13 protein-coding genes are annotated in these 14,539 nt (G+C 41.3%); 1 reads left to right on the forward strand and 12 read right to left on the reverse strand.

The genetic code is table 11. The features are described from left to right. Window positions 1-15 precede the first annotated feature (15 nt). From era to HYG89_RS00890, 7 genes are all read right to left on the reverse strand, one after another. The gene (era, locus tag HYG89_RS00860) at window positions 16-1,044 is read right to left on the reverse strand and encodes a GTPase Era (protein ID WP_004971721.1); all 1,029 of its coding nucleotides are present in this window, start codon (window positions 1,042-1,044) and stop codon (window positions 16-18) included. Next, window positions 1,041-1,742 carry a ribonuclease III gene (gene rnc / locus HYG89_RS00865; protein ID WP_004971722.1) on the reverse strand — a complete coding sequence of 234 codons (702 nt, stop codon included), beginning with the start codon at window positions 1,740-1,742 and terminating at the stop codon, window positions 1,041-1,043. The genes era and rnc overlap by 4 nt, the downstream gene beginning before the upstream one ends. After that, window positions 1,714-2,085, reverse strand: a complete 372-nt coding sequence (locus tag HYG89_RS00870) for a DUF4845 domain-containing protein (protein ID WP_178865619.1) — start codon at window positions 2,083-2,085, stop codon at window positions 1,714-1,716. The genes rnc and HYG89_RS00870 overlap by 29 nt, the downstream gene beginning before the upstream one ends. A gap of 24 nt (window positions 2,086-2,109) precedes the next feature. Next, complete coding sequence (gene lepB / locus HYG89_RS00875) at window positions 2,110-2,937, reverse strand: signal peptidase I (RefSeq protein WP_004971724.1); 828 nt, start codon at window positions 2,935-2,937, stop codon at window positions 2,110-2,112. A 21-nt stretch (window positions 2,938-2,958) separates the two neighbouring features. Further along, a complete protein-coding gene (gene lepA, locus HYG89_RS00880; RefSeq protein WP_178865622.1) occupies window positions 2,959-4,776 on the reverse strand; it encodes a translation elongation factor 4 in 1,818 nt (605 codons plus the stop codon). A gap of 269 nt (window positions 4,777-5,045) precedes the next feature. Then, complete coding sequence (locus HYG89_RS00885) at window positions 5,046-5,492, reverse strand: thioesterase family protein (protein ID WP_178865625.1); 447 nt, start codon at window positions 5,490-5,492, stop codon at window positions 5,046-5,048. Window positions 5,493-5,640: 148 nt separating this feature from the next. Then, window positions 5,641-7,023, reverse strand: coding sequence for a Do family serine endopeptidase (locus HYG89_RS00890; protein ID WP_178865628.1), 1,383 nt, complete (start codon window positions 7,021-7,023; stop codon window positions 5,641-5,643). A 331-nt stretch (window positions 7,024-7,354) separates the two neighbouring features. Between HYG89_RS00890 and nadB the strand changes: the two genes are divergently transcribed. Next, window positions 7,355-8,989 carry an L-aspartate oxidase gene (gene nadB, locus HYG89_RS00895; RefSeq protein ID WP_178865631.1) on the forward strand — a complete coding sequence of 545 codons (1,635 nt, stop codon included), beginning with the start codon at window positions 7,355-7,357 and terminating at the stop codon, window positions 8,987-8,989. 178 nt (window positions 8,990-9,167) lie between these two features. Here the strand turns inward: nadB and mtlD are convergent, their stop codons facing one another. The 5 genes from mtlD to pabC form a co-directional block, all read right to left on the reverse strand. After that, a complete protein-coding gene (gene mtlD / locus HYG89_RS00900) occupies window positions 9,168-11,297 on the reverse strand; it encodes a bifunctional mannitol-1-phosphate dehydrogenase/phosphatase (protein ID WP_178865633.1) in 2,130 nt (709 codons plus the stop codon). A 194-nt stretch (window positions 11,298-11,491) separates the two neighbouring features. Further along, window positions 11,492-11,902 (reverse strand): PaaI family thioesterase, encoded by a 411-nt coding sequence (locus HYG89_RS00905; RefSeq protein WP_178865635.1) that lies wholly within the window; start codon window positions 11,900-11,902, stop codon window positions 11,492-11,494. Between the two features lie 128 nt (window positions 11,903-12,030). Further along, the gene (tmk, locus tag HYG89_RS00910; RefSeq protein ID WP_178865638.1) at window positions 12,031-12,639 is read right to left on the reverse strand and encodes a dTMP kinase; all 609 of its coding nucleotides are present in this window, start codon (window positions 12,637-12,639) and stop codon (window positions 12,031-12,033) included. 2 nt (window positions 12,640-12,641) lie between these two features. After that, a complete protein-coding gene (gene mltG / locus HYG89_RS00915) occupies window positions 12,642-13,706 on the reverse strand; it encodes an endolytic transglycosylase MltG (RefSeq protein WP_178865640.1) in 1,065 nt (354 codons plus the stop codon). After that, entirely contained in the window at window positions 13,699-14,532 is an 834-nt protein-coding gene (gene pabC, locus HYG89_RS00920; RefSeq protein ID WP_004971738.1) for an aminodeoxychorismate lyase, read from the reverse strand. Before pabC ends, mltG begins: the two co-directional genes overlap by 8 nt. Window positions 14,533-14,539: the final 7 nt, after the last annotated feature.

Here is a 14,539-nt window from a genome sequence, read left to right on the forward strand (position 1 = left end):
CCCTTTTCGTCAAACTTAGATATCGCTATATCCTAAGCTTTTTAATGCACGTTCATCATCAGACCAACCACCTTTGACTTTCACCCAAAGCGTCAGCATGATTTTTTGCTCGAACATTTTTTCCATGTCGACCCGTGCATCCATACCAATTTTTTTCAGCTTCGCGCCTTTTTCACCAATCACAATGGCTTTTTGACCAGAGCGATCTACAAAAATAGTGGCATCAATATAGGTACATGGTGCTTTCATACGACCCGTTTTTTCATTTAAAACCGCATCTTCAGTTTTAAATGATTCGATTTGCACGGTTAAATCGTAAGGCAGTTCTTCGCCCAATTGGCGCATGATCTTTTCACGGATAATTTCAGATGCCAAGAAACGTTCTGAACGGTCTGTGATTTGATCTAGCGAATACAACGGTGGCTGGAATGGCAAATAGCGTTCAATCGTGTCACGCAAATGATCTAGGTTCGCGCCGCGCAATGCCGATACAGGTACAATTTCGGCAAAGTTCATTAACTTGGCACGTTCTTGAATAATCGGCAAAGCCTGATTTTTATTCTCAAAAGTGTCGAGTTTGTTAATCACCAGAATCACTGGCATTTCTGCATTTTTCAGCTTTTCTAGGACTAACTCATCATTTTGCGTCCATTTTTGTGCATCCACCACAAACAAAACCAAATTCACATCGCGCAAAGCAGACGATGCAGCACGGTTCATCATTTTGTTGATGGCACGGACTTCTTTTTTATGCATCCCTGGTGTGTCTACAAACACAGCCTGAGATTTTTCACGTGAATCAATTCCCACAATTTTGTGACGTGTGGTTTGTGGCTTACGTGAAGTAATGGATAGTTTTTGACCTAACAAATGGTTCATGAGGGTTGATTTACCCACATTCGGGCGACCAACAATCGCAACAAAACCACTGCGGAAATCAGATGGAATTTCAGTTCCCTGACCGCTAAAGAATTGGTTAATTAGGTCATTGGCGTCGTTATTCGACTCGTGATCAGCATCTACGTGATCGGAATGGATGGTCATTCAGACTTTTGCTCCAAGAATTTTAAAATATCTGCCGCAACTGCCTGCTCGGCAAAGCGACGGCTTGAACCTTCACCCTTCATTACAGGCAAACTATCGACTCGGCATTCCACAATGAAATGCTGATTCGGTGCATCGCCCTGAATATCTACAACCTCGTAAACCGGGAGAGGTTTTTTACGTGCTTGTAAATACTCTTGTAAGCGTGATTTAGGGTCTTTGAGTTGATCGGTTGGCTCAATATGATCTAAATAAGGGCTATACCATTTTAGCACAATCGTTTGCAGCAAATTCAAATCACCGCTATCGACATAAATGGCGCCAATAATCGCTTCTACGGTATCCGCCAGTATAGACTCACGATGATGACCACCAGATTTCAATTCACCTGTACTGAGAATTAAATTTTGGCTGAGCTTTAAATCATTGGCAATTTTACCTAAGGCTTCCTGACGCACCAGTGTTGCCCGCATGCGCGTTAAACGCCCTTCATTTTCATGTGGATAAGCCACATATAAATAATTGGCAACAATCATTCCCAACAACGAATCGCCTAGAAATTCCAGACGTTCGTAATTGTGTTTATGACTCACCGAGCGGTGAGTCAAAGCCAATTTAAGCAATTCAGGTTGCTTAAACTGATAACCGATTCGGCTGGCTAGACGGGTCTCATTTAGCTTGGACTGAGCTTTGATCAAAACTTTTCTCGAACTTCATTACAATATCAATATTCAATAAGAAAGGTTTTCTTATTTCATATTCTTTTTTCACTTCTAAACCATCGACGTTAGTCACTTGAGCCACATCTGCAAATTTAATATCGCGAATGTTGTTCATGCTTAAACGCTTGTCCATTTCACCAATAAACTGTTGTGGTGATAGATTTTTTGGCCCATTTAACAATTGTTCTTCAATTTGATTGTCCAACATTCGATCATCGAAATATGGTGCCCAAACTGCAACTGCTACTTTTGCCATAAATGCAAAACCAATAATTGCAATTAAAATTGCAATATAGGATGCCCCTTGTTGATGACGCATTTTTTATTTTCCTAATCTGCTTTATTAATCAATTTTGCCGTTACGACTAAATGACGGCAAATTAAACCCAGGTTCTTTATGCATCCAGACATAGAATGCACGGCCTGTTAGGTTTTCCTCTGGTACAAAGCCCCAAAAACGACTGTCAGCACTTTGATCGCGGTTATCCCCCATCGCGAAGTAATGACCTTCAGGTACTTTGACTTCCCAATATAAACCATTTTCTGCTGAATATTTACCATTGTCTACATAGTTCAGGAATGGTGCCTGACGCGCCACGTTTACACCTTCAAGCTCGCGCATGGTAAATGTATGCGCCCCTAAAGTTTCCTGATGGTAAATTGAAGTAGGTGTATCTAGACTGTCTTTTTCACGGCTAAACTGGATTGGGGTTTTCGTTACTTTCTCGCCATTAATGCTCAGCTGACCATGATCATAAACAATATGATCGCCTGGTAAACCGACAATACGCTTAATATAACTAATGCTTGGTTGTGGTGGATAACGGAACACCGCAACTTCGCCACGCTCAGGCGAACCCACATCTATAATTTTGCTGTTAATAATTGGCAAACGCACGCCATATTCAAACTTGTTCACCAAAATAAAATCGCCCGTTTCTAAGGTTGGCACCATAGAATCTGACGGAATATTAAATGGTTCATACAGGAATGAACGCAGTACCATCACCACTGCCAAAACAGGCCAAAAATCATAAGCCCATGTGATAATGAAGTTTTCATTGCCTCGCCCTTTCGTCGCTCTTTGTTTAAATACAAATTTATCGAGCAGCCACACCGCAATAAAAAATAATGTGGCAGGAACGAGAATCAAATTAAAATCAAAATCCATGGGCTTGTTATCCTTATAATTTTAGCGTTCGACTTTAAGTACGGCCAAGAAAGCTTCTTGCGGGATTTCAACACTTCCCACTTGCTTCATACGTTTCTTACCTTCTTTTTGCTTGGCAAGCAGTTTCTTCTTACGAGAAACGTCACCGCCATAACACTTCGCAAGTACGTTTTTACGCATCGCTTTCACGGTTGAGCGCGCAATAATTTGTGCACCAATGGCAGCCTGAATAGCCACATCAAACATTTGACGCGGAATCAAGTCTTTCATTTTTTCAACCAAGGCAATACCACGGTGACGTGCATCCTGACGGTGACAAATCATCGCTAAGGCATCAACTTTTTCACCGTTAATCAGTACATCTACTTTAACCAAAGATGAACTTTCAAAACGCACAAAGTTATAATCTAACGATGCAAAACCACGTGAACATGACTTCAATTTATCAAAGAAATCCATCACGACTTCTGCCATTGGAATTTCAAAAGTAATAGACACTTGGTTACCCAAGAATTTCATGTCTTTTTGCACACCACGACGCTCAATACATAGGGTCATGACGTTACCCAAGTATTCTTGCGGCACTAAAATATGACATTCCGCAATCGGTTCACGCAAATCTTCTACAGTTGAACCATCAGGCATTTTAGATGGACTGTCGATATAAACCGTTTCGCCATTTTTCATCACAGCTTCATAAATAACCGTTGGAGCTGATGAAATTAGGTCTAAATCGTACTCACGCTCTAAACGCTCTTGTACGATTTCCATGTGTAGCATACCCAAGAAGCCACAACGGAAACCAAAGCCTAAGGCATCTGAACTTTCTGGTTCAAAGAACAACGCTGAGTCGTTAATTTGTAGCTTGTGCAGTGCTTCACGGAAAGGTTCAAAATCGCTGGCATCAATCGGGAATAAACCTGCATAGACCTGCGGTTTCACCTTTTTAAAGCCTGGTAATGTTTCAACTTCTGGTGTGGTTGCAAGCGTGATGGTATCACCCACTGGTGCACCAAAAATGTCTTTAATTCCTGCAATTACGAAGCCCACTTCGCCTGCTTCTAAAACACCTGTTTCAGTATGTTTTGGATTAAAAATACCCACAGATGTGATGATGTGCGTTTGACCTGTCGATTTCATCAACATCTTGTCGCCTTTACGCACACGACCCTGTTTGATACGCACCAAAGACACAACGCCCAAGTAGTTATCAAACCATGAGTCAATAATTAAAGCTTGTAGCGGTGCTTCGCGGTCACCTTGTGGTGCTGGAATCACATTCACCAAAGTTTCTAGAACATTGTCGATGCCTAAACCTGTTTTAGCCGAACAGGTGGGTGCATCTTGCGCTTCGATACCAATAATTTCTTCAATTTCATGAATCACGCGCTCAGGTTCTGCCTGCGGTAAATCAATTTTATTCAGTACAGGTAAAACTTCTAAGCCTTGCTCAATTGCGGTATAGCAGTTTGCAACTGATTGCGCTTCTACCCCTTGTGCCGCATCGACTACCAATAGCGCACCTTCACAAGCTGCCAAAGAACGTGATACTTCATAGGAAAAGTCAACGTGTCCTGGGGTGTCAATGAAGTTTAACTGGTATTCCTGACCATTTGGATGGTTGTAGTATAAAGTCACTGAGGTGGCTTTAATAGTAATCCCACGCTCACGCTCAAGCTCCATAGAATCCAACACCTGAGCTTGCATCTCACGATCTTGTAAACCACCACAGGTTTGAATGAAACGATCTGCTAGAGTCGATTTACCATGGTCAATATGGGCAATGATCGAAAAGTTACGGATGTTTTTAATATCAACAGTTTTTTTAGCTTGCGCCATGGGTTACCTTGAAAAATAACACGCTCTGCACATTAAAATTCATGCAGAGCAAAAGCCGAATAGAAATTGCGAAGGATTATAGCAGATGGATTTTTCAATGTATCCATAATAATGAGTTCCTTTTGCTGCCCTTTAGTTTTTTCGTTTTATACAGCAGACTTAGACATTTTATGTGTAGATTTAAATACTTTATGAATCTTAAAAACCTCAAGATATAACGAATCGTAATACCCAACTAGAGCACACTCGGTACTTAACTTATCTCTCGACTAATCATAAGCACTAAAATCTAAAGGATTAACATCTGCAGCCAGTGGCTGATAAGCTTGCGTAAAGGTAGGTGACATACGCTTTGGACGGCCTGTGGCAATTTCCACACATGCCCATTGTGTGCTACCCATAAATAACAGGCTTTTATCTTGCGGGCGATAAAATGCATACTGACGAAATGAATACAGCGCATTCAAATCACTTAACCATGTACGCAAAATCAGCTCCTCACCTTCGAGTGCCGCTTTACGATATTGCACATGATGTTCCACCGCCACCATCGCATGTTTTAGTTTTAAGTATTCCAGCACCCCTAAACCTAATGTTTCGATATGTGCCGATGCTACATCCTGCATCCACTGCACATACACCACATTATTGACATGCCCTAAAATATCAATATGTTCTGGCTGTACGGTGATTTTTAAATCAAATATGCTGCTCATTGCATCCTTTTTACTAGAAACTGCCGTGTCTGCTTAGTCTATCAAAAATATTCAATTAGCATAAAAAAAGTCGCTCTGTTTGAAGAGCGACTATTATGCGAATGATCATTTATATTGAGATCAAATTAACACTGACAGATGCTTTAACTTATTGAATACGCATCCCAATAATGGCACGTTGCCCTTGACGAATAATCACGACCCGAGCAACTGAACCTTGTTTCAGGGTAGATACCGTTTCAACAAACTGGTTGGCATTTTGAATTGGCGTATTATTCAGTTGTACCACCACATCGCCTGGCATAATACGCGCCTGAGCTGCTGAACCACCACGACGCACTTCCTGAATGAGCACACCACCTTTAATATCTAACTGGCGTTGTTCTGCAACAGTTAAATCACGAATAGACACACCTAAGACAGGGCCTTTAGCAGCAGTTTCAGGGTTGTTTTTTGCAGGCGTATCATCAGGTGCTGTGCTGACTGTAGCGGTAATATTACGGCGTTTGTCATCACGTAATACTTCAAGCTGAATACTCTGATTTGGCACTGAACGGTTTAAATAGTTCAACAATTCCGAAGTTCTAGAAATTGGCGTACCATTATATTTAAGAATGACATCACCCGCACGTAAGCCTGCACGTGCAGCAGGTGAATTTGGTGCAACTTGAGTAATCAATGACCCTTCTGGTTTGCTCAGTTTATAAGATTCAGCCAAATTACGATCAATATCCTGCAAACTCACCCCTAAATAAGAACGGGTCACTTTACCATTTCGTTTTAATTGATCGGCAACATCCATTGCTACATCAATTGGAATAGAGAATGACAAGCCCATATAACCACCCGTACCACTAAAAATACGGGAGTTCACGCCGACCACTTCACCGCGCTGGTTAAATAGTGGCCCGCCTGAGTTACCTGGGTTAAGCGCCACATCGGTCTGAATAAATGGCACTGAAGTTTCACCCATCATATTACGCATTTTGGCACTCACGATTCCTGCCGATGCAGAATAGTCAAAGCCAAATGGTGAACCAATCGCAAGTACAGGCTCACCTACACGTAATTGATCGACATTGCCTGTACGCAGTTCTGGATAACTGCTGCCCTGCACTTTTAATAACGCGACATCGGTACGTTCATCACTACCCACGACAGTTGCATCAAGTTCACGGCGGTCATTCAGTACAATGGTAACTTTAGAAGCATCTTCAACAACGTGGTGATTGGTTAAAAGGTATCCATCTTTACTGATAAAAAAGGCACTGCCGTAACCTGTTTTTTCTTGTGGAATTTGCTGTTGAGGAATAATCACTTGATTGCCAAAAAAACGGCGTAAAATTTCTGGAACTTGTTGTTGTAAGAGTTCTTCCTGACTCATTTTTTTGACAACATTGACACTCACCACCGCAGGACTAACCTGCTCAACCAAATTAGAAAAGTCTACTGGTGGTGCTGCTTGAGTCTGCACAGTTGCCATAGTAAAAACAGCCGCATATAAACCTTTTTTTAAGTTGCGATTTTTCATAAATAGCATTCACTCAATAATAATTATGACTTTGAACTCACCTTATTTAGCACAAAATAATAGGCTTTTGCGTAATAAAATGTTGAATCTTTTTCAATTACGGTTTGGCAGGCACTGTGGAGGATAGCTGAGATAGCATCTTATATTTGACCCATCAAAAATGATGCGCCAAAGTGCTATAAATGAAAAGCGTGGAATCGAATCACAATAAAAGTGGGATATTCCATAAAAGTTGCCAGTTTATTCTTTTTTTTCATTATTCAAATCCACTTCGCACTTGCCTTTTTCTGTAAAAAGGGGTGTCATTATCCAACTTTTTTCAAATTAGCTGATGGACATGCCTAATTTAAACACAACACATCAATTTGATGTGATTATTGTGGGAAGTGGTGGTGCAGGTTTGAGTTTAGCGCTCTCATTACCCCAGCATTTCAATATTGCCGTTTTGGCGAAATCTACCCTTACTGAAGCCAGCACTTTCTATGCGCAAGGCGGTGTCGCGGCAGTTCTTGATGAAACAGATTCAATTGAACAACACATAGATGACACTATGATTGCAGGTGCGCATTTATGTGAAATGGATGCCGTCAAGCAAACCGTAGAAGGCGGCAAACCTTCGGTAGATTTTCTGCTGAAACAAGGTGTGCAATTTACTTTAGATGAACAAGAACAGTTGCACTTAACCCGTGAAGGCGGTCACTCACAGCGACGTATCATTCACGCTGCCGATGCTACAGGCCGTGCAATTTCCACGACTTTGGTGCAACGTGCTCAAGAACAGCAAAACATCACTATATTTGAAAACTATATCGCCATTGACCTGATTACCTCACAAAAGCTTGGTTTAAACGAAGCTAATCGTTCATTAGGCTTATATGCACTAGATGAAAGTACTCAAAAAGTACATACCTTCCTTGCTCCATTTACCGCTCTTGCCTGCGGCGGTGCAATGAAAGCCTACCTTTACACTTCAAACCCAGACATTGCGACGGGCGATGGTATGGCCATGGCTTTCCGTGCGGGTTGCCGTGTAGCCAATATGGAATTTAACCAATTCCATCCAACCTGTTTGTATCATCCTCAGGCGCGTTCTTTTTTAATTACTGAAGCCATGCGTGGTGAAGGTGCATATTTACGTTTACCTGATGGCGAACGCTTTATGCTGCGTTTTGATGAACGAGCAGAACTCGCTCCGCGTGATATTGTGGCACGTGCAATTGACTATGAAATCAAGCGTTTGGGTATTCGTCATGTATGGCTAGATATTACCCACAAGCCTGCAGAATTTGTCAAGGAACACTTCCCTACACTGTATGCACGTTTGCTGGAATTAGGCATTGATATCACTACAGATATGATTCCGGTTGTACCTGCTGCCCACTACACTTGTGGCGGGGTGATGGTCAATGAACATAGCCAAACCGATATTTCTGGTTTATACGCGATTGGTGAAACGTCTTATACAGGTTTGCATGGCGCTAACCGCATGGCAAGTAACTCTCTTTTAGAATGTTTTGTATATGGAATGGCAGCGGCCAAACATATTGAAGCACATCACACTACAGATTATTGCTCACCTGAAGTTCCTGCTTGGGATGATTCTCAAGTGACCAACCCTGATGAAGATGTTGTAATTTTACAAAACTGGGATGAACTTCGTGCAACCATGTGGAACTACGTCGGTATTGTACGCACCACTAAGCGTTTAGAACGTGCTTTGCACCGTATTGAAATGCTGAAACGTGAAATTACCGAGTATTATCAGGACTTCCAAGTTAGTAAAAACCTGATTGAGCTGCGTAATTTGGTTCTGGTTTCTGAAATGATTGTACGCTGTGCAATGCAACGCAAAGAATCACGTGGTTTACACTTCACGCTGGATTATCCTGAGCTTGCGCCTGAATTGCGTAAAACTGTGCTCATTCCACCTAATTTCCAAGTGGAAACTCCATTGGTGAATGAGTGAGCTGATTGCTTGTTACGCAACAGCATTTGCATAAAAGTATCTGTGAATAAAGTGCATTCGAATTCTAATGCAAGAAAGCACCGAATCGTATTCCATAACACGATTCGGTATTTTATCATTTTGAATATGATGACGTTAACTTACTAAACCTCCTCCTAAGAATTCATCAAGTTGAGTTTTATATTACGGCTGCAACTTGAGTATCATCTTGAATAAATGCTTCTAAGCGAACTTGACCAGCCAATAGTTGCTGTAATTGGTGGCTAATTGTGTACTGCAATTGCTGCCGTGTCTGTTCGTATATAGGCGCATTTTGCAATTGTTTTGACAAATGCTGTAATGCTGCTTGAGTCCCCAACTGCTGCAGTTTAATTGCATACAGATAGCCCAACACCACTCCTTTCTTCACATAATTTGCAGCTAAATCATGCTGCAGATGATAAATCAAAGCACCCATCACCCGTTCATTGGCTGAGAGTTTACGCAAAGGGTCACGTGCCACACGCTGACACGGGTCTTTATAGGCATGTTCACATGAGTCCAGAAAGCTCTGTGCCAGATGCTTTAAGTTTTGCTGACGATGCGGCAACTGTGCAGCTAATCCCAACGCTACTTGTGTCGAAACAGCGCGGGTAAAATCTGCAACCAATGGGTCTGCCATTGCGACACCAATACTGTTATGCCCTATTAAACTGGATAACCAAGCCATCATGGCATGTACACCATTCCATAAACGATTTTTAATGAGTTGGATTTCGGCAATATCATCTACCAAAATCATTTGACGCATGTGTTGCAATAATGGACTGGCATTTTCCACATAAATAGGCATGTCACTTTCAGCATGAAATAAAATTAAATCCATACTTTGCAAAATGTGACTGGGCTGAAAATTGCGTCTTAAATCTTCTACATATAAGGTGGCTTGACGCTCTTGCTCAGGCTGCAATCGAGTATTGTCTTCAATTTCAATTGGCTCTGCTTCGTCATCCAACTGAAATTGCTTAAAAATATTATACTTGATGCGTAATTGGCGATATAAGTTTTGATCGCTTAATTTAGAGACCATTCTATTTACGACAGTATCGCAAAAATAATGCTGCGCCATAATTTTGGCTGCCGTATCGGGATCCAACAACGTCTCTAACGCCTGATTAATATGCGTCATCAAGAGCTGTTTTGCCCCAACTTTATTTAAAATTACCAAAATAGTTAAAGGCTGATGGAGTTCAACTTGCGCTATAAAACGGGCATATAAGCCCTGCGCAATTACTTTAGCCTCTTGCTGTAAAGCATGTTCAGGCAAACATAATGCAATTAGGCTCGACTCCACATACATTTGCTGCATCTGCTGCAAGTTCTCCGCATCAATGATGTGCATATTTTCAATTCGTTCATCATAAGAACATTGTCCATAACGAATTGAATACGTTCCAAAGGCGTTTACTGCAGAACGATATAAGGTATTCCGTGTAGAAGCATAAATACGTTTAGGACGGGTATAGCCATCCCAGTGCGATAAAATTTGGGCCAAATAGCCCCCACCTATTGCACCAAAACCATGAATCCCCACACTCAACTGATTTAAAGTTTGCGGGAAGGCCTCTTGTAAACTCGGCATTTCCAATACAGGAATAACTTGATTTAAGTCATCTAAATAAGCTTGCATACTTGCGTAATAATGCTGCGTGAGTGACAACATATTAGCATTAGGTTTTTTTATATCCCGAAATAGTATGGTTATGCCACCCGCTGCATGTGCAGATTTGATTCCATTTTCAGAATCTTCCAGCATGAAACATTCGCTGGGTTCTAGATTAATTTTTTGTGCGGCTGTTATAAAAATTTCAGGATGTGGCTTGCCCTGTTGCACCTCATCGCCACAAACTAATACATCAAAAAACTTATAGACATTGGCATTAATCAAATATTCTTCGGCAATGGCACGACGACTAGACGTAGCAACCGCCATTCTCAAGCCAGACTTTCGTAACCGCTCTAATACCTGCAACAAACCTTTTTTAATGGGCACACCAAAATTGCGCACACTTTCTAGTTCTAGTTCATCAGCACGCTGACGGATCTCACGGTAAGGAATGTCTGCACCATATTCTGCTTGCGCCAGTTGTTCAGCGCTCTTTGCACTCAAACCCAAACATTGCATGAGGTATACGTCTGAAAATTCAACGCCAATGAGCTCCTGAGATGCCTGCTTCAATGTTTGAAACCGTAATCGTTCAGTATCAAACATTGTTCCATCCATATCAAAGATTGCTCCATGAACAATATTGTTCTTAAATTTAAGCATTTAGCTCCCTTGTTTTATTACTTACGGGTTGCTAGCTTAGACAAAAGCAGATTTGATCTATATGAAAAACATAAAATGAAATATTTGTGATTATTTTTTAACCAATCAAACCCTGATTTTCATGTAGTATGTGTACATATGTAACCACATGGTAAATATAAGTAACTAAAATTAAGATAAAGCTGACTTTATTCTCAGCCAATCTGTGGAATCGAATACGTCCCTGTGACATGCGCCACGGCATCATCTACACCTTCGGAATATACCCAAACCTCACCGACCACGAGGTTTTTCCCTACTTTCATTAAGCGACATTCACCACGTAAATTACGGCCTGCTGCGGGCTTGCGTAAAAAGTTGATGTTTAAATTACTGGTCACCGCCAAAGCCACCAAACCCAACTCCCCTAAAATGGCGATATAAAGTGCATAGTCTGCAACAGTCATCATAGTCGGCCCTGATACCGTACCACCTGGGCGTAAATCACGTTCATCGATGTGATAATTTACCAATGCGCCACGTGGCTTGATGGACACAATTTCACATTTTTCCAGACTTTGCGGAAACTCTACTTTTAAAAATTCAATAATTTCTTCTTTGGTCATACTTACTATTCGCTATTTTTTAAAAAAATCTTCTAAAGCGTTTCCACTATAGAAGATTTTTCCATTCAATCAAATGTCTAACTACAACCCAATGGCTTGTTATGCCTTTTTGTATATGCCTTTGCGTTTTATGCCTTCGCTTGCAAATAGTGCATCGCTTCTGCAAATACTTGATCTGGACTTTGTGTTGCATCTAAGCGCTTCACCCGCTCAGGATATCGCTCCCATAAAGTTTGATAGCCGCCTCTTACTTTCTCAAAGAAAGTGGCTTTCTCTTGCTCAAAACGATCAAGCTCACCACGCGCTCGTGCACGGGTCATACCCAGTTCAATCGGTGCATCCAGCCAGAAAGTTAAGTCAGGCATACGTGCCACAAAGTTATTATTTAAAGTCTGCAACTTGCTTTCACTCAAACCACGTCCTGCACACTGATAAGCAAAACTCGCATCACTAAAACGGTCACACAGTACAGTTTTTCCTGCAGCCAACGCAGGTAAAATCACCCGATCTAAATGCTGTGCACGCGCTGCATACATCAACAATAACTCAGTGTCTGAACACATTTTTTCTTCATGGTTGACCTCGAGCAACAAAGCACGAATTTGCTCTGCCATAGGGGTTCCACCCGGTTCACGGGTTAAAACCACCGACTGACCTTGTGCAGTAAAATAATCATGAATACGGCGAATAAGTGTAGTTTTGCCTACCCCTTCAGTACCTTCAAAACTGATAAACATGCTTATTCCCCTGATTTTTTCATGCGCAGTACGTTTAAATATTCCTGTACGGCACGGTTATGATCTTGCAAATTGGTGCTAAATTTATGCCCACCGTTACCTGTCGCCACAAAATAAATGTTGTCAGATTGATCTGGATGCATCGCCGCTTCAATGGCTTTTTGACTTGGCAATGCAATTGGCGTTGGCGTTAAACCACTCATGGTATAGGTGTTGTATGGCGTTGGAGTGCGTAAATCCTGACGGGTAATATTGCCCTGATAACGCTCTCCCATACCATAAATCACGGTTGGGTCAGTCTGTAAACGCATCCCCAGTTTTAAACGACGTACAAACACACCCGAAACCTGCTCTAATTCAGCATCAACATTGGTTTCTTTTTCAATAATAGATGCCATGATTAAAGCTTCATATTTATTTTTATAGGGCAAATCTGCTGCACGATTATTCCAAGCATCATCCAATGATTTCATTTGACGCTGATATAAATCGGTTAAAATTTTACGGTCAGTTTCACCTTTGGCAAAGAAATAAGTATTCGGCGCAAATAAACCTTCGGGATGTGTAAAAGGAATATTTAAAGCTTTTAGCATTTGATCATATGGCAAATGCGACACTTCTTTGGTGACTAACTCATCTTTCTTTAACGCATCAATCAATTGTTTAAAAGTCGTGCCTTCGATCACCAAAATACGGTTCATTTGTGCATTTTCAGCATTGGCGATCATTTCCATAACCTGACGTACACTCATACCCTGACGAACTTCATACACGCCTTTTTTCATGCTGTCGTGAATCATCACCCGTTGATAGAGCTTTAAAACAATTGGAAAATTCACATGATCTTGTTCTGCCAAACGATCAATAAAGCGTGAATAGGTATCACCATCATTAATTGCCAATAATTGTTTTTTGCCTTCAATAGGATAATCTTTAAATAAGCTTGACCATAAGATCATGCCAATGACCAAAAACAGTCCGAGTACAAAAATAAGCGCACCCTGAATAGCACGCTTAGACCATATAGGTTTGGTTTTCTTTTTAGATTTTGATGGACGCTTAGACATAAGAATGAATCTGATTCAGTTGAAGTTGCTTAAATAGTTCCACACACGGCTGCACATCTAAAACCTGCTGCCCTAAATGGCTGACAATTTTCATGGGCGTTAAGGCATTACAGAAAAACAGACTTTGAATCTGCGCAATTTCCGAAACATGAACATCACGCTGTTCACAATGCAAATTCTGTTGTTGCATGCGCGATAAAATTTCTGCCCGCATGACACCGTGCACGCCATTATAACCAAGTTGCGGGGTAATCCATGTATTGTTTATACGAATGAAACAATTACTACTCACACCTTCAACCACACTGCCCTGTACATCAGTAACCAAAGCTTCTGTCCAGCCTTTTTGATCGGCTTCTTGTTTGAGCAATACCTGTTCAAGTCGGTTTAGACTTTTCAGCCCAACTAAATTCGGCATGCTTAGTCCAATCGCTTGTGCCAAGATGCCACTTTGAATGATGTCATAATGATATGCCGTATCTAAAGCCGCTTGTACTTGTGGATAGAAAAACACCCAAACATCGGCAGGATGATCAGGCAAGCTGTAGCCACGCTGCCCCACACCACGACTTAAAACAATCTTCAAAGTACCATTTAACTCGCCATGCGCCTGCTTTAAAATTGTCAGCGTTTCAGTGATTAACTCAAGATTGGCATTTAAAGAAAGTTGGCGATTGGCATATTGCAAACGCGCCAAATGGCGGTCAAATAATTCAATTTGATTTTGGCGAAAACGTGCAGTGCTAAAGCATCCATCACCATAATGAAACGCGCGATCTAACACATGAATCTGCTCGGTAGGCTTGGCATTTTTATAACACTGCATGGAAGAA

The sequence above is a fragment of the Acinetobacter sp. SwsAc5 genome, assembly GCF_013391485.1.
Taxonomy (GTDB): domain Bacteria; phylum Pseudomonadota; class Gammaproteobacteria; order Pseudomonadales; family Moraxellaceae; genus Acinetobacter; species Acinetobacter towneri.

Excerpts from the sequence above, each read along its gene's own strand:
- era (WP_004971721.1), bottom strand. The coding sequence starts at position 1,044 with ATGACCATCCATTCCGATCACGTAGATGCTGATCACGAGTCGAATAAC.
- HYG89_RS00870 (WP_178865619.1), bottom strand. The coding sequence starts at position 2,085 with ATGCGTCATCAACAAGGGGCATCCTATATTGCAATTTTAATTGCAATT.
- lepB (WP_004971724.1), bottom strand. The coding sequence starts at position 2,937 with ATGGATTTTGATTTTAATTTGATTCTCGTTCCTGCCACATTATTTTTT.
- lepA (WP_178865622.1), bottom strand. The coding sequence starts at position 4,776 with ATGGCGCAAGCTAAAAAAACTGTTGATATTAAAAACATCCGTAACTTT.
- HYG89_RS00885 (WP_178865625.1), bottom strand. The coding sequence starts at position 5,492 with ATGAGCAGCATATTTGATTTAAAAATCACCGTACAGCCAGAACATATT.
- HYG89_RS00890 (WP_178865628.1), bottom strand. The coding sequence starts at position 7,023 with ATGAAAAATCGCAACTTAAAAAAAGGTTTATATGCGGCTGTTTTTACT.
- nadB (WP_178865631.1), top strand. The coding sequence starts at position 7,355 with ATGGACATGCCTAATTTAAACACAACACATCAATTTGATGTGATTATT.
- mtlD (WP_178865633.1), bottom strand. The coding sequence starts at position 11,297 with ATGCTTAAATTTAAGAACAATATTGTTCATGGAGCAATCTTTGATATG.
- HYG89_RS00905 (WP_178865635.1), bottom strand. The coding sequence starts at position 11,902 with ATGACCAAAGAAGAAATTATTGAATTTTTAAAAGTAGAGTTTCCGCAA.
- tmk (WP_178865638.1), bottom strand. The coding sequence starts at position 12,639 with ATGTTTATCAGTTTTGAAGGTACTGAAGGGGTAGGCAAAACTACACTT.
- mltG (WP_178865640.1), bottom strand. The coding sequence starts at position 13,706 with ATGTCTAAGCGTCCATCAAAATCTAAAAAGAAAACCAAACCTATATGG.
- pabC (WP_004971738.1), bottom strand. The coding sequence starts at position 14,532 with ATGCAGTGTTATAAAAATGCCAAGCCTACCGAGCAGATTCATGTGTTA.